We start from the raw sequence: 19,540 nt of genomic DNA on the forward strand, positions 1-19,540 counted from the left end.
CGACAGCGTTCAGTATTTACAACACTTGCGCCTGAATCCAGCCTGGCGAAGCGACTTTCGGTCGGGAGCGCTGTTGGTCAGGCCCCGGAATAGAGCAGCGGAACCCGACGCAGGTTGCAGAAGATCTGATAAGGAATCGTGTCGGCGGCCGTCGCGACGTCACTGACGAGAATATTTTTACCCCACAACTCGACGGGCGAACCGAGGCCGGCTTGCGGGACGTCGGTCAGGTCGACGCAGAGCATGTCCATCGATACCCGCCCCAGCAATTGACTGCGCTGCCCGGCCACCAGCACCGGCGTGCCGCTCGGAGCCTGGCGCGGATAGCCGTCGGCATACCCCATCGCCACCACACCCACACGCATCGGTTTGGGGGTGATGAATTTCGCGCCGTAACCAATCGGCTCGCCGGCCGGCAGTTCACGCACGCAAATCACCTTCGATTCCAGAGTCATCACCGGTTGCAGGCGAGACGCCACGGCATTGGCCTCTTCGAACGGCGTCGCGCCGTAGAGCATGATGCCCGGGCGCACCCAATCGCTCGGAATCTGCGGCCAACCAAGCACCGCCGGCGAGTTACGCAGGCTGATTTCGGCCGCCAACCCCTTACGCGCCGCTTCGAATACCGCGACCTGATCGACGCTGGCGTGGCAGTGCAGTTCATCGGCGCGGGCGAAGTGACTCATCAACACGATCTTCGCCACTTGGCCGCTGGCCAGCAGCCGTTGATAGGCTGCCTGGTAATCCGCTGGATGCAGGCCAACCCGATGCATGCCGGAGTCGAGCTTGAGCCACACCGTGATCGGTTTGCTCAGCGTGGCTTTTTCGATGGCTTCGAGTTGCCACAACGAATGCACCACACACCAGAAGTCATGCTCGACGATCAGCGCCAACTCATCGGCTTCGAAAAAACCTTCCAGCAGCAACACCGGCGCACGAATACCGGCGGCGCGCAGCTCCAGGGCCTCTTCGATACACGCCACGGCAAAGCCGTCCGCCTCGGCTTCCAGCGCCTGAGCGCAACGCACCGCGCCATGGCCATAGGCATCTGCCTTGATCACCGCGAGGGCACGGGCACCCGTGACTTCACGGGCAATCCGGTAGTTGTGACGCAGGGCTTGAAGGTCGATCAGGGCACGGGCAGGACGCATGGCGGCAGACTTCTAGGCGGTCATTGGGAAAAAAACCGGCGCTGGCTGACAGCGTTAACCACCAACAGCGCCGGGAGAGGGATCTTTGTGACTTGATTTATGGCAAAGCGTTTATGGCAGCGCGGCAACGACCGACAGCTCGACCAGGATTTGCGGTTCGCACAGCTTCGATTCGACCGTGGCACGGGCCGGCGCGACGCCTTTTGGCAGCCACTGGTCCCACACCGAATTCATGCCTGCGAAGTGCGCGTCGATGTCTTTCAGGTAAATGGTCACCGACAGCAGACGGTTCTTGTCCGTCCCGGCCAGATCCAGCAAACGCTCAATATTGGCGAGGGCTTCACGGGTCTGCTGTTCAATCCCGGCGTCCATGTCGTCGCCGACCTGTCCTGCCAGATACACAGTACCGTTATGGACAACGATCTGGCTCATGCGCTCATTGGTGAGCTGGCGCTGGATTGACATGTTTTGCAGGCTCCTTGAGTTTGTTGCCATAACGAGAAATATCGAGGCCTTCGGCGCTGATCTGCGGCGTTCTCTTGGCCATCAGGTCAGCCAGCAAACGACCGGAACCACAAGCCATGGTCCAGCCGAGCGTACCGTGGCCCGTATTCAAGAACAGGTTTTTGAACGGTGTGGCACCGACAATCGGCGTGCCGTCCGGAGTGGTCGGACGCAGTCCGGTCCAGAAACTCGCTTCGGGCAGATTGCCGCCCTGAGGATAAAGGTCGTTGACGATCATCTCCAGGGTTTCGCGCCGGCGCGGGTTCAACGACAGGTCAAAACCGGCGATTTCAGCCATGCCGCCGACGCGGATGCGGTTGTCGAAGCGGGTGATCGCGACCTTGTAGGTCTCGTCGAGAATGGTCGACGTCGGGGCCATCGCCGGGTTAGTGATCGGCACGGTCAGCGAGTAACCCTTGAGTGGGTACACCGGGGCCTTGATGCCCAGCGGCTTGAGCAACTGCGGCGAGTAACTGCCGAGGGCCAGCACGTAACGGTCGGCGGTTTCCAGCTTGCCGTCGATCCACACACCGTTGATGCGATCACCGGCGAAGTCGAGACGCTGAATGTCCTGGCCGAAACGGAACTCCACACCCAGTTTCACGGCCATTTCGGCCAGGCGGGTGGTGAATATCTGGCAGTCGCCGGTCTGGTCGTTCGGCAGGCGCAAGGCACCGGCGAGGATGTCGGTGACGCTGGCCAGGGCCGGTTCGACCCGGGCAATACCGGCGCGGTCGAGCAGTTCGAACGGCACACCCGACTCTTTCAGCACGGCGATGTCTTTGGCGGCACCATCGAGCTGCGCCTGGGTGCGGAACAGCTGGGTAGTCCCCAGGCTACGGCCTTCGTAGGCAATGCCGGTTTCGGCGCGCAATTCGTCGAGGCAGTCGCGGCTGTACTCGGACAGACGCACCATGCGCTCCTTGTTCACCGCGTAACGGCTGGCGGTGCAGTTGCGCAGCATCTGCGCCATCCACAGGTATTGGTCGATGTCGGCGGTGGCCTTGATCGCCAATGGCGCATGGCGCTGCAACAGCCACTTGATGGCTTTGAGCGGCACGCCCGGTGCGGCCCACGGCGAGGCATAACCCGGCGAAACCTGCCCGGCGTTGGCGAAACTGGTTTCCATGGCCGGCGCTGGCTGACGGTCCACAACCGTCACTTCAAAGCCGGCTCGTGCCAGATAATAGGCACTGGCGGTACCGATGACGCCGCTACCCAAGACCAGAACGCGCATTTTCATATCCCTCATCGCGGCTTACCGCTGACGTTTATTGTGCAGACCGAAGATGTGGGCAGTTTAAAAAAGATTAGCCAGTGCTTTTCACTATATAAGTGCTTATATTTGGCGACAATTCTCGGCAAAAACCCTTTTCACGGAGGCGCATCCCCTATGCGGACCAACACTCAGACCAAACGTGAGCTGGACAAGATCGACCGCAACATCCTGCGGATTCTGCAAGCGGACGGGCGTATCTCCTTCACCGAGCTGGGGGAAAAGGTCGGCCTCTCCACCACCCCCTGCACTGAACGGGTACGGCGCCTGGAGCGCGAAGGGATCATCATGGGCTACAACGCCCGGCTGAATCCGCAGCACCTGAAGGGTAGTCTGTTGGTGTTCGTCGAGATCAGTCTCGACTACAAATCCGGCGATACTTTCGAAGAGTTCCGACGTGCGGTGCTGAAACTGCCCCACGTCCTTGAATGCCATTTGGTGTCAGGGGACTTCGATTACCTGGTGAAAGCGCGGATTTCCGAGATGGCCTCGTACCGCAAATTGCTGGGCGACATCCTGCTCAAGTTGCCGCATGTGCGCGAATCCAAGAGCTATATCGTGATGGAAGAAGTGAAAGAGAGTTTGAGTCTGCCGATTCCGGATTGAAGATCAAAAGATCGCAGCCTTCGGCAGCTCCTACGGGTGTACGCGCTCCTCTGTAGGAGCTGCCGAAGGCTGCGATCTTTTATCTGGCAACACCTAAACCAGGACCTGCCGGTTTGAGGACATGTACTCGAACACCTGCTTCTCGACCCGCGGGTGAATCAGCTCCACCGGCCGCCGTCCGTTGGGGCATGGCAATGTCTTGGTGGTACCGAACAGACGGCAGATCAATGGGCGCTCGTCATACACCGTGCAGCCGTTGGGCCCCAGATGGACGCAATTGAGTTCGTCCATCGCCGCGTCCTGCTCGGCCCGGGTCTTGCGCGGCAGGCGGGACATTTCTTCGGGCGAGGTGGTCACCGGTCCGCAGCAGTCATGGCAGCCGGGCACGCACTCGAAAGTGGGAATCTGCTGGCGTAGCGTGCGAATTTTCTGACTGTTGCAGCTCATCGAAGCGGTGACCGAATGCGGAATAGATGGGGATTCTGACGCAAAAGCCCCGACCCAGACAGCACCAACCGACCAATGTTGCCCGTATCCGAAGGGGCGGCTTATGCTCCGTCAACTTTTTCAAACACACGCATCAGGATGACGTCCATGAACGCCCCCGTTCAGCAACCTGCCCCTAACCACCGGCACGTCGCCTCTTATTACGCCGCCAGCAGCCTGCCGCAACCCGACCTTCCAACACTCACAGGTGAGCTGGTCGCGGACGTGTGCGTGGTGGGCGGCGGGTTCTCGGGGCTGAACACCGCGCTGGAACTGGCTGAACGAGGCTTGCGCGTGGTGCTGCTGGAAGCGCACAAGATCGGTTGGGGCGCCAGCGGACGCAATGGTGGGCAATTGATTCGCGGCGTCGGCCATGGCCTCGATCAGTTCGCCAACGTGATCGGTGCAGACGGCGTGCGTCAGATGAAACTGATGGGACTGGAAGCGGTGGAAATCGTCCGCCAGCGAGTCGAGCGTTTCCAGATCCCTTGCGACCTGACCTGGGGCTACTGCGACCTCGCCAACAAGGTCCATGACCTGGAAGGCTTCGCTGAAGACGCCAGCGAGCTGCGCAGCCTCGGTTACCGTTACGAAACCCGTCTGCTGCAAGCCAACGAAATGCACAGCGTGGTGGGTTCCGATCGCTATGTCGGTGGTTTGATCGACATGGGCTCCGGGCATCTGCACCCACTGAACCTGGCACTGGGCGAAGCGGCCGCAGCCCGGCAATTGGGCGCCAAACTGTTTGAGCAATCGGCTGTAACCCGCATCGATTATGGCCGCGAGGTCAAGGTCCACACCGCCCGGGGCTCGGTCCGCGCCAAGACCCTGGTGCTGGGCTGCAACGCCTACCTCAACGATCTCAACCCGCAACTTGGCGGCAAGGTGCTGCCCGCCGGCAGTTACATCATCGCCACCGAACCCTTGAGTGAAGAGCAGGCTCACGCGCTGCTGCCGCAGAACATGGCGGTCTGCGATCAACGGGTAGCGCTGGATTATTACCGACTCTCGGCGGACCGCCGCCTGCTGTTCGGCGGCGCCTGCCATTATTCAGGACGCGATCCGAACGACATCGCCGCATACATGCGTCCGAAGATGCTGGCGGTGTTCCCGCAACTGGCCGGGGTGAAAATCGACTATCAGTGGGGCGGGATGATCGGCATCGGGGCTAATCGCCTGCCGCAGATCGGCCGGCTCAAGGAGCAACCGAATGTGTATTACGCCCAGGCCTATTCCGGTCATGGCGTAAACGCCACGCACCTGGCAGGCCAGTTGTTGGCTGAGGCCATCAGCGGCCAGCAGAGTGGGGGTTTCGATCTGTTTGCCAAGGTGCCGCACATTACCTTTCCAGGCGGCAAACATTTGCGCTCGCCGTTGTTGGCGTTGGGGATGCTTTGGCATCGCCTTAAAGAACTGGCCTGACCCCTTGCAGGAGCTGCCGAAGGCTGCTCCTGCAAGGGGTCGCGGTTCATCTCACAGACGCCAGAAAGGTTTAAGCCCCTCCTCCCGCGCCTGCTCCCGACTCAACCCGACATCCTTGAGTTGCTCCGGCGTCAGCTCCAACAACGCCTTACGCGTGTGCAGACGATGCCAGAACAGACCCCAGCGACCCAGGCAGGACGGTGCGTTGCGCATAATTGCCTCGCGCGCGCCGTTCTGTTGCCCTGCCGCCAGTTCCTGACTGTGTAACGTCAGCCGCACATCGCTCAAGCCGTTCATTTTCGTCGCTCCTGTTTACTTGGGTAGCCAGAGCTTTCATGATGCGCGGACGGCAAAAAGCATTACAGATTCAACAGAGCAGTATTAATTCCATACAGTTTTTCTGTTTCGGCCTCTGAATCGCTTATTTTTGCCCCATCTGTATTGGTTAACCGAATCACCCACATCGAGACTGCACCATGACCCTTTACGTCAACCTCGCCGAGTTGCTCGGCACACGTATCGAACAGGGCTTCTATCGCCCCGGTGACCGGCTACCCTCGGTGCGGGCGCTGAGTGTCGAGCACGGGGTCAGCCTGAGCACGGTGCAACAGGCCTATCGAGTGCTGGAAGACGTAGGCCTGGCGATGCCCAAACCCAAATCCGGCTATTTCGTACCGGTGAGCCGCGAACTGCCAGAGCTACCCGTGGTCGGCCGCCCAGCCCAACGACCGGTGGATATTTCACAGTGGGATCAGGTGCTGGAACTGATCCGCGCCGTGCCGCGCAAGGATGTCGTGCAGTTGGGCCGCGGTATGCCAGACATCACCTCGCCGACCATGAAACCGCTGCTACGCAACCTGGCACGTATCAGCCGCCAGCAGGACATGCGAGGCCTGTACTACGACAACATCTGCGGCACCCTCGAACTGCGCGAACAAATCGCCCGCCTGATGCTCGATTCCGGCTGCCAATTGAGCGCCAACGATCTGGTGATCACTACCGGTTGCCACGAAGCGCTGTCGACCAGCATCCGCGCCATCTGCGGACCGGGTGACATCGTCGCAGTGGATTCGCCAAGCTTTCACGGCGCCATGCAGACCCTCAAGGGCCTGGGCATGAAGGCGCTGGAAATCCCCACCGACCCGCTCACCGGCATCAGCCTCGATGCTTTGGAACTGGCCTTGGAGCAATGGCCGATCAAGGCCATACAGATAACCCCCAACTGCAACAACCCGCTGGGCTACATCATGCCGGAGTCGCGCAAACGTGCGCTGTTGAACCTCGCACAGCGTTTCGATGTGGCGATTATCGAGGACGATGTGTATGGCGAACTGGCCTACACCTACCCCCGCCCGCGCACGATCAAATCCTTCGACGAAGACGGCCGCGTCCTGCTCTGCAGTTCCTTTTCCAAGACCCTGGCACCGGGCCTGCGCATTGGCTGGGTCGCGCCGGGCCGGTATCTGGAACGGGTGCTGCACATGAAGTACATCAGCACCGGCTCCACCGCGACGCAACCACAGATTGCGATCGCCGAATTTCTCAAGGCTGGGCACTTCGAACCGCATTTACGGCGGATGCGCATGCAATACCAGCGCAATCGCGACGCAATGATCGATTGGGTCACCCGTTATTTCCCGGCCGGCACCCGCGCCAGCCGTCCGCAAGGCAGCTTCATGCTGTGGGTTGAGCTGCCGGAGGGCTTCGACACCCTGAAACTCAATCGTGCACTGCATGATCAAGGCGTACAGATTGCCGTGGGCAGTATCTTTTCCGCCTCGGGCAAATACCGTAATTGCCTGCGGATGAACTACGCTGCCAAGCCAACACCGCAGATCGAAGAAGCGGTGCGCAAGGTCGGCGTGGCGGCGATCAAACTGCTGGCGCAATCCGACTGACCTTTCTTCGGGATCCGGCGTCGATATGCTAACGACGGCCGCCACCGGAACATTCCACGTGAGAATCAGACAGCCCCTGCTTGCTCTGCTGTTACTCGCCTCGTTCCTGGGTGGCTGCACGACGCTCCACGTCCCTCGCGAACCGAGCCAGGCCCTGCCGGCGGCCGACTCTGCTTTCGGCCGTTCGATCCAGGCCCAGGCCGCTCCCCACCAGGGTCAGTCGGGCTTCCGCTTGCTGTCCGATAGCACCGAGGCCTTCACCGCTCGCGCCGAGCTGATTCGAAATGCCCAAAGCAGCCTCGACTTGCAGTACTACATCGTCCATGACGGCATCAGCACACGGATACTGATCAGTGAGCTGCTCAAAGCCGCCGACCGCGGCGTGCGGGTGCGGATTCTGCTCGACGACACCACCAGCGATGGCCTGGACCGGATCATCGCAACTCTTGCCGCGCATCCGCAGATTCAGATCCGCGTGTTCAACCCACTGCACCTGGGCCGCAGCACTGGCGTCACGCGAACCATGGGCCGGTTATTCAACGTGTCACTGCAACACCGGCGCATGCACAACAAACTGTGGGTGGCGGACAACAGCGCGGCAATCGTGGGCGGGCGCAACCTGGGGGATGAGTATTTCGATGCAGAGACCAAACTGAATTTCACCGACATCGACATGCTCAGTGTCGGCCCGGTTGCAGAGCAGTTGGGACACAGCTTCGATCAATACTGGAACAGCGCCCTGAGCAAGCCGATCGAGCAGTTTCTCTCAAGCAGGCCGAGCGCCAGGGACCTGAGAAATACCCGGACCCGCCTGGACGAATCCCTGGAAGAAACGCGCAAACAGAATCACGCGCTCTATCTGCAGTTGATGACCTACACCACTCACCCGCGCCTGGACGTCTGGCGGCGGGAGCTGATCTGGGCCTGGAACCAGGCGCTATGGGACGCACCGAGCAAGGTGTTGTCCGACGGAGAACCTGATCCGCACTTGCTGCTGACCACCCAGTTGGCGCCTGAACTCAACGGGGTCAGCAAAGAGCTGATCATGATCTCGGCCTACGTCGTACCCGGCCAACCAGGACTGGTGTACCTGACCGGTCGCGCCGATGCCGGGGTGTCGGTCAGTTTGCTGACCAACTCACTGGAAGCCACCGATGTTCCCGCCGTGCATGGTGGGTATGCGCCTTATCGCAAAGCCTTGCTGGAGCATGGCGTGCAGCTGTTCGAATTACGCCGCCAGCCCGGGGACAACGGCGGCAGCGGACCGAGCCTGTTTCACAGAGGATCATCCAACCAAAGCTCCGATTCCAGCCTGCACAGCAAGGCCATGATCTTCGACCGACAAAAAGCCTTCATCGGCTCATTCAATTTCGACCCGCGCTCGGTGCTCTGGAACACCGAAGTCGGTGTGCTGGTGGACAACCCGGAACTTGCCGGGCGTGTGCGCGAACTGGCGCTGGAGGGTATGGCCCCGGCCCTCAGCTATCACGCGCGACTGGAAAAGGGTCAGATAGTCTGGGTCACAGAAGACGACGGCAAGCAGCACACATTGACCAAGGAACCGGGGAGCTGGTGGCGGCATTTCAATTCGTGGTTCAGCAGTACGATTGGCCTGGAGAAAATGCTGTAGTCAGGAGTCTGGTGATAAATTGTGGCGAGGGAGCTTGCTCCCGCTCGGCTGCGCAGCAGTCGCAAATCGACGTCCACGCTCTACCTGAGTAAGCGACAGCACATGATTTAGGGCCGCTGCGCGCCCCAGCGGGAGCAAGCTCCCTCGTCACAGGTTTTGTGCAGCGCTCAGGCCGGCTCGGCAACCACTCCAAACGCCCCTTGCCGCGATACCAGAATCACCAACCCCAACGCGCCCGCCGCCATCAGCAACGGCAAGGCATGCCCGCTGATCCACTGGCTCCCGGCACCGGCCGCCAACGGCCCGATCAGGCAACCGATCCCCCACAGCTGCGCGATATGGGCATTGGCTCGCACCAGCGCATCGTCGCGGTAACGCTCACCGATCAGGATCAACGACAAGGTGAACAGACCACCGGCGCTGGCGCCGAACAACACCCACAGCGGCCAGATCAGCAACGTATCGATCAACAATGGAATCGCCAGGCTCGACAGCAGCAAGAGCATCGCGCAGCCGGTAAACAATGTACGCCGCGACAAGCGATCAGCCAGCGCGCCAATCGGCAACTGCAACAAGGCATCCCCCACCACCACCGTGCTGACCATCGCCAGGGCGATTTCCGTGGTGAAGCCCTGACGCAGGCAGTAGACCGGCAACAAGGTCAGGATCATCGCTTCGAACGCAGCAAACAGCGACACCGCCCAGGCAATTGCCGGCAGGCCACGGCAGAAGTTCAGCAAGTCGTTGAGGGTCACGCTGCAGGCTTCGCTGGTAGGTGCGCCGCTACGGCCCAGCAGCAGGAACGGTGACGTCATCAGCAAACCGACGCCCACCCAGAAACCGTAATCGTGCTCGGTGCCCAACGCACCCAACAGTAGCGGCCCGGCCAGCTGACTCAGCGCATAACTGCTGCCATACAGCGCTACCAATCGGCCGCGCCATTGCTCGACCACCAGTTGGTTGATCCAGCTTTCACCAAGGATGAAGACGAGTGTCAGGATCACCCCGATCATCAACCGCAGCACCAGCCAGATCGGGTAGCTCGGCCACAGCGCCAGCAAACCGATGGACACCGCCCCGGCCCACAGGCACAGGCGCATCAGATTGGCCGTGCCAAGACGGGCCGCGAGATGGCTGGAGATCTTCGCCCCCAGCAACACGCCAATGGCCGGCATCGCCGCCATCACGCCAATCGCGAACGAGCCGTAACCCCAGCCTTCCAGGCGCAGCGACACTAACGGCATGCTGACGCCCAAGGCCAGGCCGACACTCAAGACAGACGCCAAGACGGCGAAATAAGTCGCCCAACGCATGTTCCACGCTCCTGTGGATATTTTATGTACAGCACAAAACAGTGTGGGAGCGGGGCTTGGTGGCGAGGGGGCTTGTCGGAACGCCGCATCGCCCCGTTGGGTCGCGGAGCGGCCCCAAAACCTGCGTCTGCGGTGTATCAAGTACACCGCATGCAATGGTCTTGCGCCTGCTTCGCAGCCGAACGGGGGCAAGCCCCCTCACCACAAAAGCCCGCCCCCACATGGGATCTATGTCGTTCAGGAGCCCGATTGACTACCGGGCTCCCTCACTTGCTTACAACTTGATCCAGGTCGCCTTCAGCTCGGTGTACTTGTCGAACGCATGCAGCGACTTGTCGCGACCGTTGCCGGACTGCTTGAAGCCACCGAACGGCGCAGTCATGTCGCCGCCGTCGTACTGGTTGACCCACACACTGCCAGCGCGCAAAGCCTTGGCGGTGAGGTGAGCCTTCGAAATATCCGTGGTCCATACAGCAGCCGCGAGGCCGTACGGCGTGTCGTTGGCAATCGCAACGGCTTCTTCGGCGGTATCGAAAGTGATCACCGACAACACCGGGCCAAAGATCTCTTCCTGGGCAATTTTCATCGCGTTGCTGACACCGTCGAAAATCGTCGGCTCGACGTAGGTGCCCCCGGTTTCCTGAAGAATACGCTTGCCGCCAGCCACCAGTTTGGCGCCATCGGTGTGACCGGATTCGATGTAGGACAGCACGGTGTTCATCTGCTGGGTATCCACCAGCGCACCGACGTTGGTCGCCGGGTCCAGCGGATTTCCCGGCTTCCAGGCCTTGAGGGCTTCGATCACCAGTGGCAGGAATTTGTCTTTGATCGAACGCTCGACCAGCAGGCGCGAACCGGCGGTGCAGACTTCGCCCTGGTTGAAGGCAATAGCGCTGGCAGCCGATTCGGCGGCGGCTTGCAGGTCCGGCGCATCGGCGAACACGATGTTCGGGCTCTTGCCACCGGCTTCGAGCCAGACACGCTTCATGTTCGATTCGCCGGAGTAGATCAGCAGTTGCTTGGCGATCTTGGTCGAACCGGTAAACACCAGGGTGTCGACATCATTGTGCAAGGCCAGGGCCTTGCCGACGGTATGACCGTAACCCGGCAGCACGTTCAGCACACCTTTCGGGATGCCGGCTTCAACTGCCAGCGCTGCAATACGAATAGCCGTCAGCGGCGATTTTTCCGAAGGCTTGAGGATCACTGAGTTACCGGTGGACAGCGCCGGGCCGAGTTTCCAGCAGGCCATCATCAACGGGAAGTTCCACGGCACGATCGCACCGACCACACCGACCGGCTCGCGAGTCACCAGCCCCAGCTGATCGTGCGGGGTGGCGGCGACTTCGTCGTAGAGCTTGTCGATGGCCTCGCCACTCCAGCTCAGGGCTTGCGCCGCGCCAGGAACGTCGATGTACAGGGAATCGCTGATCGGCTTGCCCATGTCCAGGGTTTCGAGCAGGGCCAGCTCTTCGGCGTGCTGTTTCAGCAGGCCGGCAAAACGAATCATGGTGGCTTTGCGCTTGGTCGGCGCCAGGCGCGACCAGGCGCCGGAATTGAACGCGGCGCGAGCGTTTTCCACGGCGCGCTGGGCGTCGGCGGCATCACAGCTGGCAATCTTGCCCAGCAGACGGCCATCGACAGGGCTGATGCACTCGAACGTTTCACCGGAGACTGCATCGGTGTATTCGCCATTGATGTAGGCACGGCCTTCGATCTTCAGATCGCGAGCCCGTTGTTCCCAGTCGGCACGAGTCAGGGTGGTCATACGAGTGTCCTCCTCTTATTGAATACGAGCGCCCACGCTCTTCGCGGGTGCTGTCAGGAATTCTGCCCGGCCAGCCTGCTTTTCGGCTCAAGGCAACCGTTACCCTAAACCAGCGGCGGGTGAAGTTTCAATATATTTGACAAAAGGCCGTTAAACGACCTTGCGATGTTCATTTTAATAAACATAGACTTTCAATTTTCCAGCCAGTCGCGCCGCAATCACGGGGGAATACCAGCATGAGCATTCAGGATATCGTCGATTTCAGTCAGGCTACCACCCAGCCCGATCGCTATCGGCCAGACCCGGCGAAAGTCCTCAAGGGCGACCCCGAGCAAACCGTGTACAACCACTACAACAGCCCGTGCGGCCAGATGAGTGCAGGTGTCTGGGAAGGCGAAGTCGGTCAGTGGCGGGTTAACTACACCGAACACGAATACTGCGAAATCGTTCAGGGGGTGTCAGTGCTGCGCGATGACAACGGCGGCGCCAAGACCCTGCGCGTGGGCGATCGCTTCGTGATTCCGGCCGGTTTCAAAGGCACCTGGGAAGTGCTGGAGCCGTGCCGCAAGATTTATGTGGTGTTTGAACAGAAGGCCTGAGGGGTTTTGCTGTCTGGGCTTGCCGCGATGGAGCCCTGACAGACGATGCAAAACGGCAACAAAAAAGGCCCGTATCTCGCGATACGGGCCTTTTTCGTAAGGAGGAAAAATCAATTACTTGATTTTGCCTTCTTTGTAGATCACGTGCTTGCGAACAACCGGATCATATTTCTTGATCTCGATTTTGTCCGGAGTAGTGCGCTTGTTCTTGTCGGTAGTGTAGAAGTGACCAGTACCGGCGCTCGAAATCAAACGAATCAATTCACGCATGATTAGCTCCCTTAGATCTTGCCGGCTTTGCGGATTTCGGCCAGCACGACAGTGATGCCACGCTTGTCGATGATACGCATGCCTTTGGCAGATACGCGCAGACGCACGAAACGTTTCTCTTCTTCAACCCAGAAGCGATGATGCTGCAGGTTCGGCAGGAAACGACGACGGGTTTTGTTGTTTGCGTGGGAAATGTTATTCCCAGTCACCGGACCCTTACCGGTAACTTGACATACTCTCGACATGCCTCAGCCCTCTAAAACCACATGCCCAACCCGGCATGGGTTGGCCGCTTAATCTCTCAGTCATTTGGCGCCAGGCGCCGCGTTTCTTTAGAGGTCTTACCGGCTACACCTACAAGTGAAGGAACCGGGCCCCTAGAAAAGAGCGCTGCTTTATACCAGAAAGACCAGAGAGCAACAACAACCGGTGTGAATTGAGTTGATAAAAACCCGGTTTTTCGGGCGCCGAGTGCCTTGGACAAAGGCTGAGCCCGATAGCGACCGCTCGTCGCAGAGAATCGGCCAACGGGACAATTCAGGGCTTTTCTCAACCATCACTCACCGAAAACAATCGCCCATACTCCCCTGAAAATGAAAAAGGGGATAGTCATTTGCAAAAGAGCCCACTAGGGTAAGCCTTTTCCAGACTGCACTTGCAGATGGGCCTTCGATCTGTAAAGGAATCCGACCATGCGCCTCGCTGCCCTACCACTGTTGCTCGCCCCGCTTCTGCTGAGCCCCCTGGCCCATGCCGCCGCCCTGAGCGTCTGCACGGAGGCCAGCCCGGAAGGGTTCGACGTGGTGCAATACAACTCGCTGACCACCACCAACGCCTCGGCCGACGTGCTGATGAACCGCCTGGTGGACTTCGACACGGCCAGCGGCAAAGTGGTCGCCAGCCTCGCGGACAGCTGGGACGTCACGCCCGACGGCCTGACCTACGTCTTCAAATTGCATCCGCAGGTGAAATTTCACCGCACCGAGTATTTCAGCCCGACGCGCGACCTGACCGCCGAAGACGTGAAATTCAGTTTCGACCGCATGCTCGATCCGGCAAACCCGTGGCACAAAATCGCCCAGAGCGGCTTCCCGCACGCTCAGTCGATGCAGTTACCGACACTGATCAAGAAGATCGACGCCCTGGACCCACTCACCATTCGTTTCACCCTCGATCACCCGGACTCGACATTCCTGCCGACCCTGACCATGGGCTTCGCCTCGATCTATTCGGCCGAGTACGCCGACCAACTGATGAAGGCCGGCACTCCGGAGAAGCTCAATAGCCAGCCGATCGGCAGCGGCCCGTTCATCTTCACGCGCTTCCAGAAAGATGCCTCGATTCGCTACAAGGCCAACCGCGACTACTTCCAGGGCAAGCCATCGGTGGACCCGTTGATCTTCGCGATCACCCCGGACGCCAACGTGCGCTTGCAGAAATTGCGCCGCAACGAGTGCCAGATCGCCCTGTCGCCGAAACCGCTGGACGTACAGGCTGCGAAGCAGGAGCCGACCCTGAAGGTGGAAAAGACTGACGCCTTCATGACCGCATTCGTCGGCATCAACAGCCAGCATCCGCCGCTGGACAAGCCGGAAGTGCGCCAGGCAATCAACCTGGCGTTCGACAAGGCCAACTACCTCAAGGCCGTATTCGAAGACACCGCCGAGCCTGCCAACGGGCCCTACCCGCCCAATACCTGGAGCTATGCCAAAAACTTGCCGGGCTACCCGCATGATATCGAGAAAGCCCGGGCATTGATGGCCAAGGCCGGGCTCAAGAACGGTTTCCAGACCACTATCTGGACTCGCCCTTCCGGCAGCCTGCTGAACCCCAACCCGAGCCTCGGCGCGCAATTGCTTCAATCCGACCTGGCGGAAATCGGCATTCAGGCCGAGATCCGCGTGATCGAATGGGGCGAACTGATTCGCCGCGCCAAGGCCGGCGAGCATGACCTGCTGTTCATGGGCTGGGCCGGCGACAACGGTGACCCGGACAACTTCCTCACGCCTCAGTTTTCCTGCGCGGCGATCAAAGCCGGCACCAACTTCGCCCGTTACTGCAACCAGGATCTGGACAAGCTGATCAGCGCCGGCAAGACCACCGGCGAGCAAGGTGTACGCACCAAGCTCTACGAACAGGCCCAGGCGCAGATCCAGCAACAGGCATTGTGGCTGCCACTGGCCCACCCGACGGCCTTCGCCCTGACGCGCAAAGACGTCGAGGGTTATCGGGTCAGCCCGTTTGGTCGCCAGGATTACTCCAAGGTCAACTTCAAGTAATCAGCGTCGCCAAAAGAAACCTGTGGCGAGGGGGCTTGCCCCCGTCGGGCTGCGAAGCAGCCCCAAAATCTCGGATGCACCAAAGATCTTGTGAGTGCTACGCACTCAAACGGGGCGGCGTTTCGACAAGCTCCCTCGCCACAGGCCCGCGCCTGCATGGTTTTCGCGTAACTCCACCCTTCACATCCACCCGTACTCGGCCATGGACAACGGATCGCCATCACCGACAATGAAATGGTCGAGCACCCGCACATCGATCAGGTCCAGCGCTTCTTGCAGGCGCTTGGTCAGCACTCGGTCGGCTTGACTGGGGTTGGAGTTACCCGACGGATGGTTGTGGCAGAGGATCAACGCTGCGGCGTTGTGGGCCAAAGCGCGTTTAACCACTTGTCTTGGATAGACACTGGTACTGTCGATGGAGCCGCGAAACAGCACTTCAAAGGTCAGCACTTGATGTTTTGAATCCAAAAACAGACACCCGAATACCTCGTGAGGCTCGTGGCGCAGCATCGACTTCAGGTAGTCACGAACCGCCTGCGGATTTTCCAGCGCCGATTTTTGCCGTGCACGTTCGGCTAAATGCCGCCTGCCCATTTCCTGTGCCGCTTGCAACTGAGCGAATTTCGCCGGCCCGAGCCCCAATTGCCTGCTGAACGCAGCTTGATCGGCTTCGAGAAGTGAACGCAGGCTGCCAAACTGATTCAACAGATGTCGAGCCAGATCCACTGCACTTTTACCCGATACACCTGTACGTAAAAAATCGCTAGCAACTCGGCGTCCGAAAGACTCGTCGAACCCAACTCAAGTAACCTCTCCCGCGGTCGCTCCGCCGCTGGCCAATCGCGAATGCTCATAACACCTCCATGTAAGTGGGCGCCGCTGTTCCGTAGCGGTCGCTGTGATATCGTAGCCCATCTTTTTTGCGGGCGATTTCACCCCTGGGGAGGGGGTATCGCCATGCAGTCATCAACGAAATGAAAGGCAGACCTATGCAGCGGCTGTATCGGAAACGCATCGTTCTGGGCGTCGGCGGCGGCATTGCTGCCTACAAGAGCGCCGAGCTGGTTCGCCGCCTGATCGACCAGGGCGCTGAAGTGCGCGTGGTCATGACCCGTGGCGGCAGCGAATTCATTACCCCGCTGACCATGCAGGCCCTGTCCGGGCACCCGGTCCACCTGGACCTGCTGGACCCGGCGGCCGAAGCCGCCATGGGCCACATCGAACTGGCCAAATGGGCCGATCTGGTATTGATCGCCCCCGCCACCGCGGACCTGATCGCTCGCCTGGCCCAAGGCATTGCCGACGACCTGCTGACCACGCTGGTGCTGGCCACCGACGCGGTAGTCGCCGTGGCGCCGGCGATGAATCAGGCCATGTGGCGCGACCCGGCGACCCAGGCCAACCTGCAAACCCTCGAAAGCCGCGACTTCAAAGTCTTCGGCCCGGCCTCCGGCAGCCAGGCCTGCGGCGACGTCGGCATGGGTCGCATGCTCGAAGCCACCGACCTCGCCCAGTGCGCGGCAGACTGCTTCCAGCGCCAGGCGCTGACCGGCAAACACGTGCTGATCACCGCCGGTCCGACCCAGGAAAACATCGACCCGGTGCGCTACATCACCAACCACAGCTCCGGCAAAATGGGCTTTGCCCTGGCCGAAGCCGCGGTAGAAGCCGGCGCCCGCGTGACCCTGATCACCGGCCCCGTGCACCTGCCGACCCCGGATCGCGTCACGCGCATCGACGTGGTCAGCGCTCGCGACATGCTCGCCGCTTGTGAAGCCGCGATTCCTTGCGACTTGTTCATCGCCTCGGCAGCGGTCGCGGACTACCGTCCGGAAGTCGTGGCCCCACAGAAACTCAAGAAAGACCCTACAAGCGGCGACGGCTTGTTGCTACAGATGGTGCGTAACCCAGACATCCTGGCCACCATCGCCACCCGTCCCGACCGTCCGTTCAGTGTCGGCTTTGCCGCCGAAACCGAACACCTGCTCGACTACGCTGCCCGCAAGTTGAAAGACAAGAACCTCGATCTGATCGTCGCCAACGACGTCGCCAACCCGAGCATTGGCTTCAACAGCGAAGAAAACGCCTGCAGCGTGATCGACCGTGAGCTGCACGCCACTATTTTTGCCCAGACCAGCAAAGGCAAGATTGCCCGCCAGCTGATCACTTTTATCGCCGAACGTCTGAACCAGGTTTAATTTACATGCACGCTTTGCAAGCCAAGATCCTCGACCCACGCATCGGCAGCGAATTTCCGCTTCCGCAGTACGCCACACCAGGCTCCGCCGGCCTCGACCTGCGCGCCATGCTGGAAAAAGACACCGTCATCAAGCCGGGCGAGACCCTGCTGATCCCTACCGGACTGTCGGTGTATATCGGCGATCCGGGCCTGGCGGCCTTGATTCTGCCGCGCTCCGGCCTGGGCCATAAGCACGGCATCGTGCTGGGCAACCTGGTCGGCCTGATCGACTCCGATTACCAGGGCCCACTGATGGTGTCGTGCTGGAACCGTGGCCAGACCGATTTCAACATGGTCGTTGGCGAACGCCTGGCCCAACTGGTGCTGGTACCGGTGGTTCAAGCGCACTTCGAAATGGTCGAAGAGTTCGTCGAAACCCAGCGCGGCACCGGCGGCTTCGGACATTCCGGCAGCCACTGATCATCGGCATTCAGGCTGGGAACAATGCCTGGCCTGACCCGCCCTCTGCATTTTAAGGATGAAAATTGCACAGACGTCATCTGGAAGGTTTACCACTGAAAATCAAGGCATTGGTTGACCCAATACTCGTCGACATTGGTGGCATGGCCTTTTCGCACCACGAACTCTCTGCGGAAAACGCCGTCATACCCTTCAGTTTGAGCCAGCCCACGAGCTTTTCGCCGGCAGGTCCAGCCACTTTAGAGATGGAGCATTCCTACAGATGAGCACCCCAGCCCAAGTCGCACCCAAGTTCCCCGACAGCATCTTCCGCGCCTACGACATTCGTGGCACCGTCCCGGAATTCTTGAACGCTGAAACCGCTTATTGGCTCGGTCGCGCCATCGGTTCCCAGAGCCTGGCCCAGGGCGAACCCAATGTGTCCGTCGGCCGCGACGGTCGCCTGTCCGGCCCGGAACTGGTGGAACAACTGATTCAGGGCCTGGCCGACAGCGGTTGCCACGTCAGCGACGTCGGCCTGGTGCCAACGCCTGCGCTGTACTACGCCGCCAACGTACTGGCCGGCAAATCAGGGGTGATGCTTACCGGCAGCCACAACCCGTCGAACTACAACGGCTTCAAGATCGTCATTGCTGGCGATACCCTGGCCAACGAACAGATCCAGGCCCTGCACGACCGCCTCAAGACCAACAACCTGAGCAGCGGCAAGGGCAGCATCACCAAGGTCGAGATACTCGATCGCTACAACACCGAAATCGTCCAGGACATCAAACTCGCCCGCCGCCTGAAAGTGGTGGTCGACTGCGGTAACGGCGCGGCCGGCGTGATTGCCCCGCAACTGATCGAAGCCCTGAACTGCGAAGTCATCCCGCTGTTCTGCGAAGTCGATGGCAACTTCCCGAACCATCACCCGGATCCGGGCAAGCTGGAAAACCTGGTAGACCTGATCGCCAAGGTCAAGGAAACCAACGCCGACCTGGGCCTGGCCTTCGACGGCGATGGCGACCGCGTGGGCGTGGTCACCAACACCGGCAGCGTCGTGTTCCCGGACCGCCTGCTGATGCTGTTCGCCAAAGATGTGGTAGCACGCAACCCCGACGCGGAAATCATCTTCGACGTCAAATGCACCCGCCGCCTGATCCCGCTGATCAAGGAATATGGCGGTCGTCCGCTGATGTGGAAAACAGGTCACTCGCTGATCAAAAAGAAAATGAAACAATCCGGCGCCCTGTTGGCCGGCGAAATGAGCGGGCACATCTTCTTCAAGGAGCGCTGGTTCGGTTTCGACGACGGTATCTACAGCGCCGCGCGGTTGCTGGAGATCCTCAGCAAGGAAAAATCCACCGCGGAAGAGTTGTTCGCGACCTTCCCGAACGATATTTCTACGCCGGAAATCAATATCCATGTGACCGAAGAGAGCAAATTCAGCATCATTGATGCACTGCACGACGCACAGTGGGGTGAAGGCGCCGACCTGACCACCATTGACGGCGTGCGAGTCGACTATGCCAAAGGCTGGGGCCTGGTTCGCGCCTCCAACACCACACCGGTGCTGGTGCTGCGCTTCGAGGCCGATGACGAGGCTGAATTGCAGCGCATCAAGGATGTATTCCACGTCCAGCTGAAGCGCGTTGCACCTGATCTCCAACTACCGTTTTGATCTATTGAAGCACCCGGAG

At 60.2% G+C, this 19,540-nt stretch carries 17 protein-coding genes and 2 pseudogenes; 9 read left to right on the forward strand and 10 right to left on the reverse strand.

All coding sequences use genetic code 11. The features are described 5' to 3' along the window. Nucleotides 1-77 precede the first annotated feature (77 nt). From alr to dadA, 3 genes are all read right to left on the reverse strand, one after another. Nucleotides 78-1,151 (reverse strand): alanine racemase, encoded by a 1,074-nt coding sequence (alr, locus tag LOY36_RS27755; RefSeq protein ID WP_258671612.1) that lies wholly within the window; start codon nt 1,149-1,151, stop codon nt 78-80. Nucleotides 1,152-1,262: 111 nt separating this feature from the next. After that, entirely contained in the window at nt 1,263-1,616 is a 354-nt protein-coding gene (locus tag LOY36_RS27760) for a RidA family protein (RefSeq protein ID WP_258671613.1), read from the reverse strand. Beyond that, nucleotides 1,588-2,892 carry a D-amino acid dehydrogenase gene (gene dadA / locus LOY36_RS27765; RefSeq protein WP_026331818.1) on the reverse strand — a complete coding sequence of 435 codons (1,305 nt, stop codon included), beginning with the start codon at nt 2,890-2,892 and terminating at the stop codon, nt 1,588-1,590. The genes LOY36_RS27760 and dadA overlap by 29 nt, the downstream gene beginning before the upstream one ends. Nucleotides 2,893-3,048: 156 nt before the next feature. Here dadA and LOY36_RS27770 point away from each other — a divergent pair, with 156 nt between their 5' ends. Next, a complete protein-coding gene (locus LOY36_RS27770; RefSeq protein WP_003177284.1) occupies nt 3,049-3,537 on the forward strand; it encodes an Lrp/AsnC ligand binding domain-containing protein in 489 nt (162 codons plus the stop codon). Nucleotides 3,538-3,630: 93 nt separating this feature from the next. On the opposite strand, the gene LOY36_RS27775 is transcribed toward LOY36_RS27770, so the two are convergent. Continuing rightward, on the reverse strand, nt 3,631-3,984 hold the full coding sequence (locus LOY36_RS27775) for a YkgJ family cysteine cluster protein (RefSeq protein WP_258671614.1): 354 nt from the start codon (nt 3,982-3,984) through the stop codon (nt 3,631-3,633). A gap of 147 nt (nt 3,985-4,131) precedes the next feature. On the opposite strand from LOY36_RS27775, the gene LOY36_RS27780 reads away from it, so the two are divergent. Beyond that, nucleotides 4,132-5,445, forward strand: a complete 1,314-nt coding sequence (locus LOY36_RS27780) for an FAD-binding oxidoreductase (protein WP_258671617.1) — start codon at nt 4,132-4,134, stop codon at nt 5,443-5,445. A gap of 51 nt (nt 5,446-5,496) precedes the next feature. Here the strand turns inward: LOY36_RS27780 and LOY36_RS27785 are convergent, their stop codons facing one another. Then, nucleotides 5,497-5,742 carry a DUF1127 domain-containing protein gene (locus LOY36_RS27785; protein ID WP_007934625.1) on the reverse strand — a complete coding sequence of 82 codons (246 nt, stop codon included), beginning with the start codon at nt 5,740-5,742 and terminating at the stop codon, nt 5,497-5,499. Between the two features lie 179 nt (nt 5,743-5,921). On the opposite strand from LOY36_RS27785, the gene LOY36_RS27790 reads away from it, so the two are divergent. Then, on the forward strand, nt 5,922-7,343 hold the full coding sequence (locus tag LOY36_RS27790) for a PLP-dependent aminotransferase family protein (protein WP_019650103.1): 1,422 nt from the start codon (nt 5,922-5,924) through the stop codon (nt 7,341-7,343). 58 nt (nt 7,344-7,401) lie between these two features. Further along, entirely contained in the window at nt 7,402-8,973 is a 1,572-nt protein-coding gene (locus tag LOY36_RS27795; RefSeq protein WP_258671619.1) for a phospholipase D family protein, read from the forward strand. Nucleotides 8,974-9,140: 167 nt separating this feature from the next. Here the strand turns inward: LOY36_RS27795 and LOY36_RS27800 are convergent, their stop codons facing one another. Both LOY36_RS27800 and LOY36_RS27805 read right to left on the reverse strand, forming a co-directional pair. After that, nucleotides 9,141-10,286, reverse strand: a complete 1,146-nt coding sequence (locus tag LOY36_RS27800) for an MFS transporter (RefSeq protein ID WP_019650101.1) — start codon at nt 10,284-10,286, stop codon at nt 9,141-9,143. Between the two features lie 274 nt (nt 10,287-10,560). Further along, complete coding sequence (locus LOY36_RS27805) at nt 10,561-12,054, reverse strand: aldehyde dehydrogenase (protein ID WP_258671621.1); 1,494 nt, start codon at nt 12,052-12,054, stop codon at nt 10,561-10,563. 236 nt (nt 12,055-12,290) lie between these two features. On the opposite strand from LOY36_RS27805, the gene LOY36_RS27810 reads away from it, so the two are divergent. Continuing rightward, entirely contained in the window at nt 12,291-12,653 is a 363-nt protein-coding gene (locus LOY36_RS27810) for a cupin domain-containing protein (RefSeq protein WP_018927493.1), read from the forward strand. A gap of 114 nt (nt 12,654-12,767) precedes the next feature. Here the strand turns inward: LOY36_RS27810 and rpmG are convergent, their stop codons facing one another. Together rpmG and rpmB are read right to left on the reverse strand one after the other, a co-directional pair. Further along, complete coding sequence (rpmG, locus tag LOY36_RS27815) at nt 12,768-12,923, reverse strand: 50S ribosomal protein L33 (protein WP_003177274.1); 156 nt, start codon at nt 12,921-12,923, stop codon at nt 12,768-12,770. 11 nt (nt 12,924-12,934) lie between these two features. Continuing rightward, nucleotides 12,935-13,168, reverse strand: a complete 234-nt coding sequence (gene rpmB / locus LOY36_RS27820; RefSeq protein ID WP_007894701.1) for a 50S ribosomal protein L28 — start codon at nt 13,166-13,168, stop codon at nt 12,935-12,937. A 447-nt stretch (nt 13,169-13,615) separates the two neighbouring features. Here rpmB and LOY36_RS27825 point away from each other — a divergent pair, with 447 nt between their 5' ends. Beyond that, nucleotides 13,616-15,202: an ABC transporter substrate-binding protein gene (locus tag LOY36_RS27825; protein WP_258671624.1), complete on the forward strand. Its 1,587-nt coding sequence runs from the start codon at nt 13,616-13,618 to the stop codon at nt 15,200-15,202. A gap of 180 nt (nt 15,203-15,382) precedes the next feature. Here the strand turns inward: LOY36_RS27825 and radC are convergent. Beyond that, nucleotides 15,383-16,056, reverse strand: a pseudogene (gene radC / locus LOY36_RS27830) (DNA repair protein RadC). Between the two features lie 135 nt (nt 16,057-16,191). Between radC and coaBC the strand changes: the two are divergent. The 3 genes and pseudogenes from coaBC to LOY36_RS27845 form a co-directional block, all read left to right on the forward strand. Beyond that, nucleotides 16,192-17,400 (forward strand): bifunctional phosphopantothenoylcysteine decarboxylase/phosphopantothenate--cysteine ligase CoaBC, encoded by a 1,209-nt coding sequence (gene coaBC, locus LOY36_RS27835; RefSeq protein WP_019650096.1) that lies wholly within the window; start codon nt 16,192-16,194, stop codon nt 17,398-17,400. 5 nt (nt 17,401-17,405) lie between these two features. After that, nucleotides 17,406-17,861 (forward strand): dUTP diphosphatase, encoded by a 456-nt coding sequence (gene dut, locus LOY36_RS27840; RefSeq protein ID WP_018927488.1) that lies wholly within the window; start codon nt 17,406-17,408, stop codon nt 17,859-17,861. A gap of 283 nt (nt 17,862-18,144) precedes the next feature. Then, a pseudogene (locus LOY36_RS27845) lies at nt 18,145-19,521 on the forward strand (phosphomannomutase/phosphoglucomutase); the annotation flags it as partial. Between the last annotated feature and the right edge of the window lie 19 nt (nt 19,522-19,540).

The sequence above is a fragment of the Pseudomonas sp. B21-019 genome (assembly GCF_024749225.1).
GTDB lineage: Bacteria > Pseudomonadota > Gammaproteobacteria > Pseudomonadales > Pseudomonadaceae > Aquipseudomonas.